The following is a 17201-nucleotide window of genomic DNA, read 5'->3' as shown; positions in this document are numbered from 1 at the left end:
ACCAGTCGGGACTGGACGGGGGCGCCGCCGCGCTAGCCCCGGGCGCGCTCCGCCGCGATCCGCTCGAGCTCGGGCAGGAGCGCTCCGAACGCCCGCGCTCGGTGGCTGTGCGCGTTCTTCACCTCGGGCGCCAGCTCGGCCGCCGAGACGTCGAAGTCGTCGGGAAGGAAGATCGGGTCGTACCCGAAGCCGTTCACGCCCGCCCGACGCGTCGCGATACGCCCCGGCCATGTGCCGACGGCGGCGAACTCGTACGGCGCCGCGCCCGCGGCATCCGGCACGACGAGCGCGATCGTGCAGTGGAAGTGGGCCGTGCGGTGCGGGTCGGCGATGTCGGCCAGCTGCGCGAGCAGCAGCTCGAGGTTCGCCTCGGCGCCGCGGCCGGGTCCGGCCCAGCGTGCCGAGAAGATGCCCGGCGCGCCGCCCATCACGTCGACGGCGATCCCCGAGTCGTCGGCGAGCGCGATGCACCCGGTGTGGGATGCCGCGGCGCGCGCCTTGATGAAGGCGTTCTCGTCGAATGACGTGCCGTCCTCGATCGGCTCGGGTCCGTCGTACGGCAGCACCGTGATGCCCGGCACGTGCTCGCCGAGGATGTGCTGGAACTCGGCGACCTTGTGCGCGTTGTGCGTGGCGAGGACGACCTCGAGCGCGGGGCGCGACACCGGCTCGGCCCTCACTCGCCCGCGAGCGAGGCCTCGAGCGCCGCCCGCTGCACGCCGGCGAGCTCGTTCGTGCCGGCGAGCGCGAGGTCGAGCAGCTGGTCGAGCTCGCGACGGTCGAACGGCGCGCCCTCGGCGGTGCCCTGCACCTCGACGAAGAGTCCGCGGCCGGTGGCGACGACGTTCATGTCGGTCTCGGCGCGTACGTCCTCGACGTAGGCGAGGTCGAGCATCGGCGTGCCGTCGATGATGCCGACCGAGACCGCGGCGACGGTGTCGATGAGCGGGGTCGACTTCTGGCCGATGAACTTCTTGCCGCGCGCCCATTCGATCGCGTCGGCGAGCGCGACGTAGGCGCCCGTGATCGCGGCGGTGCGGGTGCCGCCGTCGGCCTGCAGCACGTCGCAGTCGATCTGGATCGTGTTCTCGCCGAGGGACTTCATGTCGACGACGGCGCGCAGGCTTCGACCGATCAGGCGGCTGATCTCGTGCGTGCGACCGCCGATGCGTCCCTTGACCGACTCGCGGTCGTTGCGCGTGTTCGTCGAGCGCGGCAGCATCGCGTACTCGGCGGTGATCCAGCCCGTGCCCTTCCCGGTCATCCACCGCGGCACGCCGTTCGTGAAGCTCGCGGTGCAGAGCACCTTCGTCCGGCCGAAGGAGATGAGCGCGCTGCCCTCGGCGTGCGCGCTCCACCCGCGTTCGATCACGACGTCGCGCAGGTCGCGGGGCGTGCGGCCGTCGGCGCGCACGAGGTCGGGGGCGGGGTGGTCGGTCATGCGGTCTCCTGTCGATGCGATCGGTCCGCGAGGCGGTGGGGCAGGGTGAGGGCGCCGGTCTGCACGAGCTCGACGCGGTCGATGTCGGGACCGATGAGGCGGTTCGCGAGGTCGAGGAACGCGTCGGTCGAGTCGCCCGTCGCCTCGAAGCGGTGGGTCGGGGGCCGGGTGCTCCGGCGCTCGAGTCCCTGCGAGACGAGCACCCGATAGACGTCGTTCGCCGTCTCGACGTCGCTCGACACGAGCCCGACGCCCTCGCCCATGACGTACGAGATCGCGCCCTTGAGGAACGGGTAGTGCGTGCAGCCCAGCACGAGCGTGTCGACGCCCGCCGAGCGCAGCGGCGCGAGGTACTCCTCGGCGACGGCGAGCACCTCGGGTCCGATCGTGACGCCGGACTCGACGAACTCGACGAACCGCGGGCACGCCGCCGAGAACAGCGCCAGGTGCGGCGCGGCGGCGAAGGCGTCGTCGTAGGCGCGCGACTGGATGGTGCCGGCCGTGCCGATCACGCCGACCCTTCCGCTGCGCGTGGTGGCGACGGCGCGGCGCACCGCCGGCTGGATGACCTCGACCACGGGTACGTCGTAGCGCTCGCGCGCATCGCGCAGCATGGCCGACGACGCCGTGTTGCACGCGATGACGAGCATCTTCACGCCCTGCGCGACGAGGTCGTCGAGCACGGCGAGGGCGTAGCGCCGCACGTCGGCGATGGGCTTCGGCCCGTAGGGCGAGTGCTCGAGGTCCCCGACGTAGAGGATGGCCTCGTTCGGGAGCTGGTCGCGCACCGCGCGGGCGACGGTGAGTCCGCCGACGCCGGAGTCGAAGATCCCGATCGGTGCATCCGTCACGGTCACCCAGCCTAGATCAGCGCGCCGGGGCGGATGGCTCGGCAAGGGCCTCCCGGATGGCGCGCGCGACGCGCCCCGCCGCGGGATGGCGGTGCGTCCGGTGCCACGCGAGCCGCACCTCCATCGGCGGCGCATCGGCGAGCGGCACGAAGACGACGCCCGGCCGCGGATAGTGATGCGCCGTCGCCTCGGAGGTGACGCCGATCGCATCGCCCGCGGCGATGAGGTCGAGCCATTCCTCGACATCGGCGGTGTCCGTCATCGGCGGCACGTCGGCGCCGACCGCCTGCCACAGCGTCGGCGTCGTGGTGCCCGCGCGCGGGTCGACGGCGACGACGAACGGCACGAGCTCGGCGAGGTCGACCGCTTCGCGCTCGGCGAGCGGATGATCGACGGGCATCGCGACGACCCGACGCTCCCGGCCGACCACCTCGCCCTCGAGGTCGGTGCGATCGAGCGGATGGCGCAGCACCGCGAGGTCGACGCGTCCCTCGACGAGCCCGGCGTCGCGCGAGTTGATCCGCACGAGCCGCATCGGGCTGTCGGGGTGTGCACGGTTCCACGCACGCAGCACCGGCGTGGTGTGCGCGCCGAGGGCCGCCCACGCGTACCCGACGCGGATGACGCTCGGCTCGCCGCGCAGGTCGGCGAGCGCGCGGTCGAGCTCCGCGAGCACCCGGCGCGCCGTCCCGGTGAGCGCGGCCCCCGCCTCCGTCGGTTCGACGCGCCGCGTCGTGCGGTGCATGAGCGCGGTGCCGACCTCGTGCTCGAGTGCCGCGAGCGAGCGTGACACGGCGGCCTGCGACATGCGCAGTCGGTCGGCCGCCGCCGTGAACGAGCGTTCCTCGTCGACGGCGACGAGGACGCGGAGATGGCGGAGTTCGACATCCATGCGTCCAGCGTATCGATCTGCCCGGATTGCATTTCTCATCGCAACGGTCTCGATCTAGCTTGGATGCATGATCCGCCAGCGAAACGGGCTCGACGCCGCCGCCGTCGTGGTCGGTGCCGCGTCGGTGCCCGTCGGCGCGGCGCTCGGCGCCACGATCTTCCCGTTCGTCGGACCGGCGGGCGTCGTGGCCCTGCGCCAGGCCTTCACCGCGCTCATCCTGCTCGGCGTCACCCGACCGCGACTGCGGCGTCTCGGCTGGGCGTCGGTGCGCCCGGCGATCGCCCTCGGCGGCGTGCTCGTCGTGATGAACCTCTCCGTGTACGCGGCCGTCGAGCGCATCGGCCTCGGCCCGGCGGTCACCCTCGAGTTCCTCGGCCCGCTCGCGCTCGCGCTCCTCGCCTCGCGTCGCCGGCTCGACCTCGCCTGCGCGGTGGTGGCCGGGGCGGGCGTCGTGCTGCTGACGGGCAGCGTGCCGGGCATCGATCCGCTCGGCATCCTGCTCGGCCTGACCGCGGCGGCCGCGTGGGCGGGCTACATCCTGCTGAGCCAGCGGGCCGGGCGCACGCTGCCCGGCCTCCAGGGCACCGCGATCGCGAGCCTCGTCGCGGCCGTGCTCACCTCGCCGATCCTCGTGCTGACGCTGGTCTCACTCGCGCCGCACGAGGTCGCCCTGGTCCTCGCGATCGGCGCCGCGGCGGCCGTGCTGTCGTCCGCACTCCCCTACTCGATCGACCTGGTGGTGCTGCGCCGGATGCCGCGACAGCGGTTCGGGGTCCTGCAGAGCGTGCATCCGGCCGCCGCGGCGATCGCCGGGCTGGTCGTGCTCGGCGAGACCCTGTCTCTCTGGCAAGTCGCCGGGCTCGTGCTCGTCACGCTCGCGAACGCGGTCGCCGTCGGTGTGGCGCCCGGCCGGCCGCCGGCACCGCAGGCCGCCCGCCCCGAGGTCACGCAGGCCCCGCGCCATCCGGAGCCCGCGCACTAGGCTGAGCGGCGTGACCGGCTCAGCTGCGCTCCTCACCGACCGATACGAGCTCACGATGGTGGACGCCGCCCTGCTGGACGGCACCGCCCACCGCGAGAGCCTGTTCGAGGCGTTCGCCCGCCGCCTGCCCGCGGGCCGGCGCTACGGGGTCGTCGCGGGCACCGGCCGGCTGCTCGAGCTCATCGAGCAGTTCCGGTTCGAGGACGCCGAGCTCGAGTTCCTGCGCGAGCAGCACGTGGTGCGTGACGCGACCCTCGACTGGCTCGCCGACTACCGCTTCCACGGCGACGTGTGGGGCTACCGCGAGGGCGAGGCGTACTTCCCGGGCTCGCCGCTGCTCACCATCCAGGCGTCCTTCGCCGAGGCCGTCATGCTCGAGACGGTCGTGCTCTCGGTGCTCAACGCCGACTCGTCGGTCGCCAGTGCGGCGGCGCGAATGGTCTCGGTCGCACTCGGCCGACCCATCGCCGAGATGGGGTCGCGGCGCACCAACGAGCGCTCGGCGATCGCCGCCGCACGCGCGGCGTACATCGCCGGGTTCGACGCGACCAGCAACCTCGAGGCCGGGCGCACCTGGGGCATCCCGACGATGGGCACCGCGGCCCACGCGTACACGCTCCTGCACGACAGCGAGGAGGCCGCCTTCCGCGCCCAGGTGAAGGCCATGGGCCCCGGCACGACGCTGCTCGTCGACACCTACGACATCGCGCAGGGCGTCGAGACGGCGGTGCGCGTGGCCGGCACCGAGCTCGGAGCCGTGCGCATCGACTCCGGCGACCTGCCGACCGTCGTGGCCGACGTGCGCGCCCAGCTCGACGACCTCGGTGCCGTGAACACGCGCATCACCGTCACGAGCGACCTCGACGAGTACACCATCGCCGCGCTGTCCGGCGCGCCGGTCGACGCGTACGGCGTGGGAACGTCGGTGGTCACGGGGTCGGGTTCGCCCGCCGCCGGCATGGTCTTCAAGCTCGTCGCGCGACGCGGCGAGGACGGCGAATGGGTGAACGTCGCCAAGGCGTCGTCGAACAAGCTGAGCGTCGGCGGGCGCAAGAACGCGGCCAGGCGGCTCGACTCGACGCGGACCGCGCGCGAGGAGATCGTGTTCGTCGGCGACGGGCCCGAGGGTGAGGCCGAGTTCGAGCCGGGCGACGAGCTGCGACCGCTCATGGTGCGACTCGTGCGCGAGGGCCGGGCGGATGCCGCGTACACGGGCCAGGCGGGTGTCGAGGCCGCACGCACCCACCGGGCCGAGGTCATGCAGGAGCTCCCGGTCGAGGCGTTCCGGCTCGGACGCGGGGAGCCGGTGATCCCGACGACCTACCGTTGAGCGATCGCGTGCGCGTCAGCCCTGCTTCAGCCGCTCGTAGATCTCCTTGCACGTCGGGCACACCGGGAACTTCTCCGGGTCGCGCCCAGGGGTCCACTTCTTTCCGCACAACGCCCGCACCGGCTTGCCGGTGATGGCCGACTCGAGGATCTGCTCCTTCTTGACGTAGTGCGAGAACCGCTCGTGGTCTCCGGGCTCGATGTTCTCCTCTTCGAGGAGCTTCTCGAGTTCGCGGTCGAGCACGGACGTGCCGCCGCCGGGCGCATCGGGGTCGGCGATGCTCGCCTGCACGGGTCGGATCATGCGGACGAGTCTACGCCGCGATCAGGCGCGCACGGCCGCCGCGAGGATCTCGGGTCCGCGGCGCTCGAACACGCGCCCGCCGCCCCAGATTCCGAGTGCGAGCACCACCAGGCCGAACCCGACGCCGGCGGCGAGCGATGCCGCGTGCCACGCCGGATCGCGGAAGATCCCGAGCGCCGCGAACGCGATCGCAGGCCCTGCGACCAGGATCGAGCCGAACATCGTGAAGGACTGCACGAGCGCCGTCACCGCGCCCGTCGACTGCGGTGCCTGGAACGGGCTGTCGCCCGGCTTGACCACCGGGTACGGCATGGCCGCCGAGGTGATCGAGCCGAGCCCGAGGCCGCCGAGCAGGAGGGCCGTGCTCACCCCGAGCAGCGAGGGCAGCAGGCGCCAGTCGTCGAGCACGAACACCGTGATCGCGCTGCCGAGTCCGATGACGAGGATGCCCGAGATGAGCACGGGAACGAGGCGCCCGATGCGATCGGCGGCGCCGCGCACGCCGGACGCGACATGCAGCCACACGGCGGTGCTGTCGTATGCCGTGTCGTTGTGCAGGCTCCAGCCGAGCAGGAGGCACACGAGCGGCACGGGGATGAGCCCGAGGTACAACGGCGGGACGCCCGCGATGCCCAGCGGCACCGCCACGAGGATCGGCGTGATCGGCACCATCAGCAGCGCCACCCAGTAGCGCGCGTCGCGGAACCAGTAGGTGATGCTGCGCGCGGCGATGGCGCCGGTCGCGCCGTGCGGCATCCGCCCGAACCATCCGAGGCCGTGGTAGCTGCGCGCGGCCGCCTCACGTCCGGGCGTCACGAGCATCCGGGAGACGAGCGCCCGCCATGCCACCCACGCGAACCACACCGTCGCGGCGGCGATGATCAGCTTCAGGATGGCGGCGCCCCACGCGCCGGAGGCGGCGTCGCCCGGGACGGCGAAGGCCGCGCCGAGCGGGGTCCACGACAGGGCGCCCGCGATCGCACCGATGGCCCGCCGACCCGAGTTTGCCCAGTCGACGGTCGTCAGCGCGACGATCACGGGCGCGGCCATGACCACGAGCAGCACGCCGATGACGCCCGCGACATCGCGCGAGCGCCGGGTTTCGAGGAGCATGCCGGCGAGCCCGGCGGTGAGCCGTGCACCGAGCAGGCAGGTCGCGAACGCGAGGGGTGCGGCCAGGAGTGCGAGCAGGGTCTCCCCCGCGCCCCGCGACCACGTGACCACCGTGCCGCTGAGCGCGATCACGAGCGCGAGCGCCGGCACGCCGATCGCCGCGGCGAGCGCGAGGCCCAGCGCGAGCGTGCGGTTCGGCATGCCGAACAGCGCGAACCGCCTCGGGTCCATGGTGTCGTCGACGCCGAAGACCAGCGGGACGAGGAGGAACCCGAGCACCGTGGCGGCACCGGCCACGACGATGCCGTCGCGGATCAGCTCGACGTCCTCCGCCCCGCGGAGGCCGACGAGGAGGGCGAACACGAGGATTGCGAAGCCGAGCCCGTAGATCAGGCCCACGACGATCCCCACGACCTGCCACGTGCTGCGCCGGAAGATGTTCCCGAGCAGCCGCAGCTTCAGTCGGAGAAGCTGTGCAACCATTCCATGCCCTCCGCCGCCTTGCGTCCGCCGGCGAGCTCGACGAATCGGTCCTCCAGGGTCTGCCCGCCGCGCACCTCGTCGAGCGTGCCCGCGGCGAGCACGCGACCGCCGACGATGATCGCTGCCGAGTCGCAGACGCGCTCGATGAGATCCATCCCGTGGCTGGAGAGCAGGACGGTGCCGCCGCCGCCGACGTACCGCTCGAGGATGTCGGTGAGGTTGGCCGCCGAGACGGGGTCGACCGACTCGAACGGCTCGTCGAGGACGAGCACGCGCGGCGAGTGGATCATCGCGCACGCGAGCGCGATCTTCTTCGTCATGCCGGCGGAGTAGTCGGCGACGAGGCGGTCGAGCGCGTCCTCGAGGCCGAACGCGGCGGCGAGGTCGGCGCTCCGCTCGAGCACGGTCGCGTGGTCGAGGCCGCGCAGCGAACCCGAGTAGTAGAGCAGTTCGGAACCCGTGAGGCGGTCGAACAGGCGCAGCCGGTCGGGCAGCACGCCCGTGATCCGCTTCGCCGCGTGCGGCTGCTTCCAGACGTCCACGCCGTGGATGTGCACCGCGCCGCCGTCGGGGCGGAGCAGGCCGGTCACCATCGAGAGCGTCGTCGTCTTGCCCGCGCCGTTGGGGCCGACGATGCCGTAGAACGAGCCGGCGCGCACGTCGAGCGTGATGCCGTCGACGGCCGTGGTGTCGCCGTAGCGCTTGACGAGACCTTCGATCGTCAGCACGCGGGGCGCGTCGGCGGGCGGTGCCGGGCGTGCGACGCGCAGCGTGCGCTTCTTGCGCGGCGCGGTCTTCGGCGATGTGACCGGGATCACGGCGACCCCGCGCTCGGCGCCGACGGCACGGTCGTCGGCGACGACGCGGTCTTCATCGGCGGGCCGGTCATCGTCGGCGGCCGCGGGTGCGGCCGGGGCGGGAAGGGGCGCGGCGAGGACCGGATCGGGAGTCACGGGTTCGGCGACGGCGCGCTCGGCGGCGGGCGGCTGCGCTGCCGACGCTGCGGCGCCGGCGACCGCCGCAGTGACGACGCGGGCCACGGCCGGATTCGAGCCGTCTTCGCCTCGGGGCGCGGGCTCGGCCGCTTCGGCCGGCTCGGGCGCCGATTCAGGCTCGGGCGCCGATTCAGGCTCGGGCGCCGATTCGGGCACGGGCACCGCGACCGGCGCACGCTCCGGAGCGGCCTCGGGCGCGGGAGCCGCCTCGGGAACGGATTCGGGCTTCGATTCCGGAGCGACCACGGATGCGGTCGCCGGCTCGGCGACCGGCTCGACGATGGTGGCGGCCTCGGGCTCCCCCGGCTGCGCAGGCGCAGTCGGCTCGAGCACGGCGGTGTCGGTCGGCTCGTCGATCGAGGCCGGCGCCGTCGTCGCAGCCGCGGTGGCCGGCGCCGGAGCCGCAGCCGTTCCGGTGCCCGACTCCCCCTCGGGCCGGCGCGGGGTGCGCTCGGCGGCCGTCGTGTCGGTCGTGATCGCCGCGGCGACGCGCTGGCGCGAGGGCGTGGCCTTCTTGCGTGCATCGGCGCTGCGCGCGCGCGACTTCGCGGCGGATGCGGACGGCGTCCGTGCGGACTTCGCCGCCTCGCCGCGCGCGGCGGCGGCCGACGACGACGCGGCCCGCGAGGCGGTGCTGCGCTTGGAGGCCGGGCGCGACTCGGCGGCACCGGCCTCGATGCCGTCGGGCACGGTCGCGTCGGTCGTCTCGGCGGCCGCACTCGACGCGGCGGCCTGCGATCGCCGGGAGCCGGACTTCCTCGCGGACGGCTTCTTCGGTTCGGACTGCGACGTGGATGTCGCCGACGCCGAAGCCGATGCCGACCTCGCCGGCTTCGAACCGGTCGAGCCGGCTTCGGTCGACGTGGTGCCCGTCGACCTGGTCTTCGCCGGCTTCGACGGCGTGCGGGGCGACCGTGCGCGCGGGGCTCGCTCACCGGACGAACGAGCGGCCGCAGGCGCGTCCGCATCCCCCCGATCGGAAGGCACCCCCGTGCCGGTGCCTTCGGGAGTCTCGTCGTCAGGACGCGATGGCGAAACGGAAGTCACCCGGACAACCTACCAACCAGCCCGTGCCGGACGCTGGAGAACGCCGTGATCCGCGCGCCGCCGGGCTCGTGGTACCCGTTCGAGGCCTGAGCAAGTACTGGGCATCGCATCACGATCGGGCTACGGCTTGTCAACGGGTTCGGTGTCGGCGAAGCCCCTCGGGTATCCTGAGAACCGGCATAACGGCGTGTCCAGAAGAGAACTTGCGGATGAATCCCCGGCGAACTCGTGTGAAACGAGTGCGTCGCGGCATCCGATCGACGAAGGAGATGCAGTGACCACGCAGATCGTGATCCTCGCAGCCGGCATGGGGAGCCGGCTCGGGCGTTCCCTCCCCAAGCCGTTGACCGAACTCAGCGATGGCCGCACCATCATGCGCCAGCAGTTCGACAACATCGAGCACGCCTTCGGCCGCAACGCGGGCGTGACGATCGTCGTGGGCTACAAGCTCGAGCACATCATCGAGGCGTTCCCGCAGGCGTCCTTCGTCTACAACGAGGAGTACGACCAGACCAACACGTCGAAGTCGCTCATGCGCGCCCTGCAGGCGTCGCAGCCGGGCGGCGTGCTCTGGATGAACGGCGACGTCGTGTTCGACCCGCGCATCCTCGACCGCGCCCTGCCCTTCATCGCGCGCGACCAGTCGTTCGTGACGGTCAACACCGCCAAGGTGTCCGACGAAGAGGTGAAGTACACCACGAGCGCCGAGGGCTACATCAAGGAGCTCTCCAAGACCGTCAAGGGCGGCCTCGGCGAGGCCGTGGGCATCAACTACATCTCGAGCCGCGACAAGGCCGTCTTCCTCGCGCACCTGCAGCGGGTCGGCGCGCAGGACTACTTCGAGCGCGGCCTCGAGCTGGCGATCGAGCAGAACGGCCTCCTCGTCGAGCCGATGGACGTCTCCGACCTCTACGCGGTCGAGATCGACTTCGCCGAAGACCTGGAGCGCGCGAACCACTTCGTCTGATCTGCGGAGTACCACAGCACGAGGAGCGGATGCCGCGAGGCATCCGCTCCTCGCATGTCCGGGCCCTGCACGGCGGGCCTCTACGATGATGAACGTGATGAGCTACGCGGACTCGCATCCGTTCTCGCGGACGCCGTGGGCCGGGTACCGGCATTCGCTGTGGCTCCTCACGACGCGCGACCTCAAGGTCCGGTACTCGACGTCGGCGCTCGGCTACCTCTGGTCGATCCTCGATCCGCTCGTCATGGCGGGCATCTACTGGTTCGTGTTCACGCAGGTGTTCCAGCGGCCTGTCGGGACCGAGCCGTACATCGTGTTCCTGCTCTCGGCGCTGATGCCCTGGATGTGGTTCAACGGCTCGGTCTCCGACTCGACGCGCGCGTTCCTGAAGGATGCCAAGCTCGTCCGCTCGACCAAGCTCCCGCGCACGATCTGGGTCAACCGGATCGTGCTGTCGAAGGGCATCGAGTTCCTCCTCTCGCTGCCCGTGCTCGCCCTGTTCGCCGCGCTCTTCGGCGCCGGCGTCGGATGGGAGCTCGTGCTCTTCCCTTTGGCGATCGCGCTGCAGGCGACGCTCACGGCGGGCGTCGGCCTGATCATCGCGCCGCTCGTGGTGTTCTTCCGCGACCTCGAGCGCGCCACCAAGCTGGTCCTCCGGTTCCTGTTCTACGCATCGCCGATCGTGTACGGCACCAGCAACCTGCCCGAGGGGCTGCACTTCTGGGCGGCATTCAACCCGCTCACGGGCATCTTCGGCCTCTACCGCTCGGCCTTCTTCCCCGACGAGCTCGACTGGTTCGCGGTGGGCGTCGCGGCCGCGATGTCGCTCGCATTCCTCGCTGTCGGGCTCTGGGTGTTCCGCAGCGCCGAACGCCAGGTGCTGAAGGAGATCTGATGCCAGAGGCCGCCATCCGAACCGACGGGCTCGGCATCCGGTTCCGGCGCAATCGCCGGGGCCGACGCTCGTTCAAGGACCTGCTGTCGCGCCGCCGGCGTCGCATCCGCCCCGACGAGTTCTGGGCGCTCCGCGACGTCTCGATCGACGTGAGCCCGGGCGAGGCGATCGGCGTCGTCGGCCGCAACGGCCAGGGCAAGTCGACGCTGCTGAAGCTCGTCGCCGGGGTGATGCTGCCCGACGAGGGCAGGGTGGTCGTCAACGGCGGCGTGGCGCCGCTGATCGAGATCACCGGCGGTTTCGTCGACGACCTGACCGTGCGCGACAACGTGTACCTGACGGCGGGCCTGCACGGCATGACGCGGCCGCAGATCGACGCCAAGTTCGACGAGATCATCGAGTTCGCCGAGATCGGCGACTTCCTCGACACCCCGTACAAGCACCTCTCGAGCGGCATGAAGGTGCGCATCGCATTCGCCGTCATCTCGCAGCTCGAGGAGTCGATCCTCCTCGTCGACGAGGTGCTCGCCGTCGGCGACAAGGCGTTCCGCGAGAAGTGCTACCGGCGCATCGAGGAGATGCTCGCGGGCGGTCGCACCCTGTTCTTCGTGTCGCACAACGAACGCGACCTCCGCCGGTTCTGCACGCGCGGCCTCTACCTCGACAAGGGTCGGCTCCTGCTCGACGGCCCGATCGACGAGGTCCTCGAGCGCTACAACGCCGAGTACGGCACGGGGTAGGTCCGTCCCGCGCGTCAAGCCCCCTGGCCGGATGCGGCGTCCGGCGGTCCTTGCCACCCGGTCCGCCTAGGATCGACGGCATGTCCGATCGCGTCCACCGCATCACGTCGATGGGGCCGAGCACGCCGCAGGAGGGCGACGAGGCCGCCACCGATGCCACGGATGCCACGGAGCGGGCCGTCGGCCTGGAGCGCACGTTCGACCGCCTCCTGTCGATCCAGCGCCCGATCGTCGTCGCGCACCTGCGGAGCATCCGGCGCCATCACCCGACGGCCACGCCCGACGAGCTCATCCGGATCCTCGAGCGCCGGTACCTGACCGCAGTCACCACCGGCGGCGCCGCCGTCGGCGCGACCGCCGTGGTGCCCGGCATCGGCACGGGCGTGACGCTCGCCCTCTCGGGCGTCGAGACCGCGGGCTTCCTCGAGGCCACGGCGCTGTTCGCCCAGTCCGTCGCCGAGGTGCACGGGCTCCACATCGACAATCCCGAACGCGCCCGGGCCCTGGTGATGACGCTCATGATGGGCCGGGAGGGCGTCGACCTCGTGCGCCAATTCGCCGCGCAGGCGACCGGCGTCGGCGTGGCACGGAACGCCTACTGGGGCGAGGTCATCACGAGCGGGCTGCCCAAGGCCGTCATGGGGACGGTCGTCGATCGGCTCCGGCACCTGTTCGTGCGCCAGTTCGCGGTGCGCGGCGGCGCGGGCATCATCGGGCGCGCCATCCCGTTCGGCATCGGCGCCGCGATCGGCGGCATCGGCAACCACGTGCTCGGTCGCCGGGTGCTGCAGCAGTCGCGGCTGGCCTTCGGCGGCGCGCCCAGGTTCCTGCCGGCCGAGCTCGAACCGCGCGGGCCGGGCGAGCCGGCCGCGTCCCGGGCGATCCGACGTGGCGGCGCCTTCGGCGAGGCACTGCTCTCGCTGCCGGGGCGCAGCATCCGCACCGCCGGGCGCGCGCTCGGGCGTCGCCGCGGCGCGGCCGAGCACGACCGCACCGCGGCGGTCGACGACGGATCCGCGCGCACGACCGACGAGCGCGCCGGCTGACTCAGTCGACGTCGACGTCGTCGGACTGCTCGGCCGCCTCGCCCTCGGCGTCGTGCTCGTCGATCTCGGGATCCGTCGCGTGCAGCGCCGCGAAGCGCTCCCACTCGGCCATGAGGCCGTCGACCGCCGCGTGGAAGCGCGCGGTCGTCACGCCGGAAGTGGTGTCGCCGAAGTAGCGCTCGACCCAGTAGCCCAGCCGTTCGAGGGCGTCGGCGTCGTGTGCGACCTCGCTGACGCGCGCCGCCATCGCCTCGCCGTCGGCGGCGTCGAGCCATTCGCACGCCGACAGGTAGCCGCCCGTATCGATCTGCGCCTCGCGATGTGCGGGGCGGGTGACGAGGAGCGGTCTGCCCGCGGCGAGCCGGTCGTAGACCATCGCGGAGATGTCGACGACGGCGACGTCGGCGGCCGCGAGCTGCCAGCCCAGGTCGGGCCCGGTGTCGACGACATGGTGCGCAGCCGCGTCAGCCGCGTTGGCCTGTTCGAGCATGCGCATGATTTCACGGTTGGCGGCGCCGTACTCGTGGTCGACCACACCGGAACGCGGGTGCGGCCGGTAGATCACCCGGTGGCGTCCGGACGCGATGAGCGAACGAACCAGCTCGACGCCGTGCGAGGCGATCGAGCCGTACGCCGCGGCGCCGCGATCGCCCTCCCACGTCGGCGCGTACAGAACGACCTCGCGATCGTCCTGGGGGTACGGCAGTGGTCGCCCGTCGAGGTAGTGGTCGGCCTGGGGACGACCGATCGGGATGGCGCGCTTGTCGAAGTCGTAGTCCCAGAGCACCTTCTCGAGCCGGGCGCGCGCGGCATCGCCGGCGATGAGCGCGTAGTCGTACGCCTTGAACTGGTTGGTGGTCATGTACATCTTGTCGGACTCGCCGTGGTTGATGAACACGTGCCAACGGCGGCCGTACCTCATCATCTGGAAGTTCTTCGCGTTCTGGTTCACGTAGAAGATGAGGTGCAGGTCCTGCTCGTGGATCACCTGCTCGAGGTCGGCGACGCGGCGGACGTACGCGACCGGGATCGGCGACTCGTCGCGCAGCGCGAGCGCGGCGCCCGACGCCCGACTGAGGATCAGCACGGGGTGCCGCTCGGCGAGGGTGGCGAGCGGCTTGTACCACTGGCGCAGCTGGTAGAGGTTGACCTTGCCGTCGGCGAAGTAGACCCCGATCCGGTATCGGTGCGGCTCGGGCGGCCGGACCCCGGCCAACCGGCGCTGATCGGTGCGCGACCTGACGACGTTCCTGACCAGCTTCACGGCGCGGCGCGCGTCTGTCCTCAAACCCACCGTCCAAGGGTAGCCGTCGCCGGGGCGCGGCGCGGGGGTCAGATCACGGGCGGCCGGCCGGCGCGCGTCATCCTCCAGACCGTGCGCCAGTGCAGCGGGCGACGCGGCCCCGGGTCCTCACGCCATCCTGCCCGCCATCCCCCGAACCAGGCCCGCAGGGCGGCCGGGTCGCGGTACCACCGCAGCACCTGGATCGCCGTCCAGGAGCCGACGTAGATCGGCACGAACACGGCAGGGAGGTTGCGCCGCGCGAGCCAGACGCGGTTGCGTGCGTTGAGGCGGTAGTAATACTCGTGGCGGGCGGGGTCGATGACGGGATGCGCGGCCTCGAGGTCGCCCGCGTACCACGCTCGATGACCGACGTCCCACACGCGCCACGCGAGCTCGATGCCCTCGTGCGCGTAGAAGAACGGGTCGGCCCAGCCGCCCGTCGCGTCGAACGCCGGCCGCGGCATGAGCACGGCACCCTCCCAGCATGAGAAGACGTCGCTCGAGTGGGCGGGGTCGCCCTTGCGGATGCGCGGGATCCACCGGCGCGGAGCGGTGAGCCCCGTCGGGTCGACCACGCGGGGCTGGACGAGCCCGAGATCGGGATGCTCGGCGAGCAGCCGGCATCCGTCGGCCAGGAAGGTCGCGCTGGGGAGGAACGCGTCGTCGTCGAGGAAGAAGAGCACGTCGCCGACCACGTGCGGCACGCCGCGGTTGCGGCCGGCCGGGATGCCGAGGTTCTCGGGCAGGTGCACCGTGCGCACGTCGGGCGGCAGGGGCGGGTCGGCGGTGGTGGGATCCCAGCCGTTTCCGACGCAGACGACGTCGACCTCCACGTCGACCTGGTCGAGCACACTCCGGATGCCGCGGGCCAGGTCCTCGGGACGTCGCCCCATGGTCAGGACGACCACGCCGACCCGCGTCGGCGTCACCGCATCGGTCGACGTGTCAGGCCCGGACACGGCGAGACGCCATGATCGCGACGAAGTGGCCCAGGAGCGCGAGCACCGCGAGCGGCAGCAGCACCGCGACGACGACGCGGTCGACGAGGGGCTGACCCGCGAACAGGCCGATGACGGCCGCCGCGAACGCGATCAGGGTCAGCTCGACCGAGTGGTAGAGCCGGTGGAACGGCACGAAGCGGGCCGCTCGGCGCAGCTTCGCGATGAGGCCGCCGCGCGGCGCCGTCTCACCGTGCGTATCGGCGAGCTTCGGCAGGCCGGCGTTCGCGCGGGCGACGTGCACCATGTCGTTCAGCGCCTTGTTCAGCACGATGACGAGCGCGAGCATCGCACCGATCGTGGTCCACAGGAAGTCCTCGGGGAACTCCAGCGGGTAGGCCGCGGCGCGGATGCCGAGCGCGAGCGGAATGAGGGCCTCGGTCGAGTAGTGCCCCACCTTGTCGAGGAAGACGCCCGCCGGGCTCGACGTGCGCCGCCACCGTGCGACCTCGCCGTCGCAGCAGTCGACGAGCATCTGCAGCTGGCCGAGCACGACCGCGAGCAGCGCGCCCCAGATGCCCGGGATGAGCAGCGCCGCGGCGGTCGACCAGCCGACGAGGATCATGAGGCCGGTGACGCCGTTCGCCGAGATGCGGGTGCGCAGCAGCAGCCATGTGAGATACGGCGACAGGTTCCGCAGGTACAGCGACGCGGTCCAGTGCTCGGCGTTGCGTCGGCCGCGCACCTCGGGCGGCTGCGTGACCGCCCGCAGCTCGGCGATCGACGACGGCCTGCCGCGTTCGGGCTCGGTCCAGGTCATGCTCACCTTCCCGTGTGGCTCGCGATGTTGCTCGTGAGCGAGAGGTAGCCGAGCACGAAGCCCGTGCCCCATGCCACGTGGATGCAGGGCAGCACCACGAGGAACCACGCCGCCGTGGCCGCACCACGCCCGCGAGCGTACACGAGCGTGGCGAGGACGACGAAGAGCAGGTACACGAGCGGGACGATGAATCCCGCGAGCATCCACGGCAGCGCGCCGACCGCGAGCTGCACGAGCCCGCCGATGCCGAGCAGGAGGCCGAGCACGACGCCCACGACCATGGCCGGGGGGATGAAGTACCGGATGCCGTTGTCGGCGGGGAAGCGCCGCGCGAGCTCGCCGCGCCACAGGCCCGTGGAGAACATCTGGCGTGCGAGCCGCTCGACGCTCGAGCGTGGACGGTAGGTCACCGCGAGCCTCGGCGTGAACCACACGAGGCCGCCGGTGTCGCGCAGGCGGCGGTTGAGCTCCCAGTCCTGGCCGCGCTTGATGCGCTCGTCGAACAGACCCACGCGCTCGAGCGCGCTGCGCCGGAACACGCCGAGGTACACCGTGTCGGCCGGACCCTCGTCGCCGCCGACGTGGAAGGCCGAGCCGCCGAGGCCGACCGGCGTCGTGTAGGCCAGCGCGACCGCCCGCTCGAACGGCGTCTCGCCGCGCGCGTCCATGATGCCGCCCACGTTGTCGGCACCGGTGCGGACGAGGGCCTCGACCGCGATCCGGGTGTAGTCGGGCGGGAGCATCGAGTGCGAATCGACGCGGACGACGACCGGATGCGTGGCCGCGCGGATGCCGAGGTTCAGGCCCGCGGGCGTCGATCCGACCTCGTTGTCGAGCACGCGGACGCGGGCGTCGCGCGCCGCCAGGTCGGCCACGAGTTCCGCCGTCCCGTCGATCGAGGGTCCGAGTGCGATGAGCACCTCGACGGGACCGTCGTAGTGCTGCTCGAGGATGGACGCGACCGCCGCACGCACGTGCGACGCATCGTTCAGCACGGGCATGACATAGGAGACGCCGATCGGCGGCGACAGGTCCGCCGGATGGTGCTGCTCGGGCATGGTCCTCACTCGTGC

The 17201-nt window shown here is 72.1% G+C and carries 18 protein-coding genes; 7 read left to right on the top strand and 11 right to left on the bottom strand.

What is annotated here, in order from left to right; all coding sequences use genetic code 11:
- Positions 1 to 32: 32 nt before the first annotated feature.
- From rdgB to BLT99_RS03210, 4 genes are read right to left on the bottom strand one after another with little or no spacing between them, the layout of a single operon-like run.
- Positions 33 to 665, bottom strand: coding sequence for an RdgB/HAM1 family non-canonical purine NTP pyrophosphatase (gene rdgB, locus BLT99_RS03225; RefSeq protein WP_092669235.1), 633 nt, complete (start codon positions 663 to 665; stop codon positions 33 to 35).
- A gap of 11 nt (positions 666 to 676) precedes the next feature.
- The gene (gene rph / locus BLT99_RS03220) at positions 677 to 1441 is read right to left on the bottom strand and encodes a ribonuclease PH (protein ID WP_092669234.1); all 765 of its coding nucleotides are present in this window, start codon (positions 1439 to 1441) and stop codon (positions 677 to 679) included.
- The gene (gene murI / locus BLT99_RS03215; protein ID WP_092675540.1) at positions 1438 to 2292 is read right to left on the bottom strand and encodes a glutamate racemase; all 855 of its coding nucleotides are present in this window, start codon (positions 2290 to 2292) and stop codon (positions 1438 to 1440) included. Before murI ends, rph begins: the two co-directional genes overlap by 4 nt.
- A gap of 16 nt (positions 2293 to 2308) precedes the next feature.
- Positions 2309 to 3184 carry a LysR family transcriptional regulator gene (locus tag BLT99_RS03210; protein WP_092669233.1) on the bottom strand — a complete coding sequence of 292 codons (876 nt, stop codon included), beginning with the start codon at positions 3182 to 3184 and terminating at the stop codon, positions 2309 to 2311.
- A gap of 67 nt (positions 3185 to 3251) precedes the next feature.
- On the opposite strand from BLT99_RS03210, the gene BLT99_RS03205 reads away from it, so the two are divergent.
- Together BLT99_RS03205 and BLT99_RS03200 are read left to right on the top strand one after the other, a co-directional pair.
- Positions 3252 to 4166 carry an EamA family transporter gene (locus tag BLT99_RS03205; RefSeq protein WP_092669232.1) on the top strand — a complete coding sequence of 305 codons (915 nt, stop codon included), beginning with the start codon at positions 3252 to 3254 and terminating at the stop codon, positions 4164 to 4166.
- Between the two features lie 10 nt (positions 4167 to 4176).
- Positions 4177 to 5496, top strand: a complete 1320-nt coding sequence (locus BLT99_RS03200) for a nicotinate phosphoribosyltransferase (RefSeq protein WP_092669231.1) — start codon at positions 4177 to 4179, stop codon at positions 5494 to 5496.
- Between the two features lie 15 nt (positions 5497 to 5511).
- Here BLT99_RS03200 and BLT99_RS03195 read toward each other — a convergent pair whose 3' ends face one another.
- The 3 genes from BLT99_RS03195 to BLT99_RS17935 are packed head-to-tail and all read right to left on the bottom strand — an operon-like array spanning position 5512 to position 8723.
- Entirely contained in the window at positions 5512 to 5799 is a 288-nt protein-coding gene (locus BLT99_RS03195; RefSeq protein WP_092669229.1) for a DUF3039 domain-containing protein, read from the bottom strand.
- 21 nt (positions 5800 to 5820) lie between these two features.
- The gene (locus BLT99_RS03190; protein ID WP_092669227.1) at positions 5821 to 7395 is read right to left on the bottom strand and encodes a hypothetical protein; all 1575 of its coding nucleotides are present in this window, start codon (positions 7393 to 7395) and stop codon (positions 5821 to 5823) included.
- Positions 7371 to 8723, bottom strand: coding sequence for an ABC transporter ATP-binding protein (locus tag BLT99_RS17935; RefSeq protein ID WP_231945697.1), 1353 nt, complete (start codon positions 8721 to 8723; stop codon positions 7371 to 7373). The genes BLT99_RS03190 and BLT99_RS17935 overlap by 25 nt, the downstream gene beginning before the upstream one ends.
- A 130-nt stretch (positions 8724 to 8853) precedes the next feature.
- Here BLT99_RS17935 and BLT99_RS03180 point away from each other — a divergent pair, with 130 nt between their 5' ends.
- From BLT99_RS03180 to BLT99_RS03160, 5 genes are all read left to right on the top strand, one after another.
- Positions 8854 to 9486, top strand: a complete 633-nt coding sequence (locus tag BLT99_RS03180) for a hypothetical protein (RefSeq protein WP_133988559.1) — start codon at positions 8854 to 8856, stop codon at positions 9484 to 9486.
- 225 nt (positions 9487 to 9711) lie between these two features.
- The gene (locus tag BLT99_RS03175) at positions 9712 to 10404 is read left to right on the top strand and encodes a phosphocholine cytidylyltransferase family protein (RefSeq protein ID WP_092669220.1); all 693 of its coding nucleotides are present in this window, start codon (positions 9712 to 9714) and stop codon (positions 10402 to 10404) included.
- 97 nt (positions 10405 to 10501) lie between these two features.
- Positions 10502 to 11299, top strand: a complete 798-nt coding sequence (locus tag BLT99_RS03170) for an ABC transporter permease (RefSeq protein WP_092675533.1) — start codon at positions 10502 to 10504, stop codon at positions 11297 to 11299.
- Positions 11299 to 12039 (top strand): ABC transporter ATP-binding protein, encoded by a 741-nt coding sequence (locus tag BLT99_RS03165; protein WP_092669219.1) that lies wholly within the window; start codon positions 11299 to 11301, stop codon positions 12037 to 12039. Before BLT99_RS03170 ends, BLT99_RS03165 begins: the two co-directional genes overlap by 1 nt.
- A gap of 80 nt (positions 12040 to 12119) precedes the next feature.
- Positions 12120 to 13085, top strand: a complete 966-nt coding sequence (locus tag BLT99_RS03160; protein ID WP_188434403.1) for a hypothetical protein — start codon at positions 12120 to 12122, stop codon at positions 13083 to 13085.
- A 1-nt stretch (position 13086) separates the two neighbouring features.
- Here BLT99_RS03160 and BLT99_RS03155 read toward each other — a convergent pair whose 3' ends face one another.
- The 4 genes from BLT99_RS03155 to BLT99_RS03140 are packed head-to-tail and all read right to left on the bottom strand — an operon-like array spanning position 13087 to position 17186.
- Positions 13087 to 14379 (bottom strand): CDP-glycerol glycerophosphotransferase family protein, encoded by a 1293-nt coding sequence (locus tag BLT99_RS03155; protein WP_092669218.1) that lies wholly within the window; start codon positions 14377 to 14379, stop codon positions 13087 to 13089.
- Between the two features lie 38 nt (positions 14380 to 14417).
- Entirely contained in the window at positions 14418 to 15263 is an 846-nt protein-coding gene (locus BLT99_RS03150) for a glycosyltransferase family 2 protein (RefSeq protein WP_092675530.1), read from the bottom strand.
- A 52-nt stretch (positions 15264 to 15315) separates the two neighbouring features.
- Positions 15316 to 16128 carry a CDP-alcohol phosphatidyltransferase family protein gene (locus tag BLT99_RS03145; protein ID WP_092669217.1) on the bottom strand — a complete coding sequence of 271 codons (813 nt, stop codon included), beginning with the start codon at positions 16126 to 16128 and terminating at the stop codon, positions 15316 to 15318.
- 2 nt (positions 16129 to 16130) lie between these two features.
- Positions 16131 to 17186, bottom strand: a complete 1056-nt coding sequence (locus BLT99_RS03140) for a glycosyltransferase family 2 protein (RefSeq protein WP_229724711.1) — start codon at positions 17184 to 17186, stop codon at positions 16131 to 16133.
- Positions 17187 to 17201 lie beyond the last annotated feature (15 nt).

Origin of the sequence: Agromyces flavus (assembly GCF_900104685.1) — a bacterium.
Classification (GTDB): domain Bacteria; phylum Actinomycetota; class Actinomycetes; order Actinomycetales; family Microbacteriaceae; genus Agromyces; species Agromyces flavus.
The sequence above is the reverse complement of the archived record's forward strand: the minus strand, read 5'-3'. Positions and strand labels throughout refer to the sequence as shown.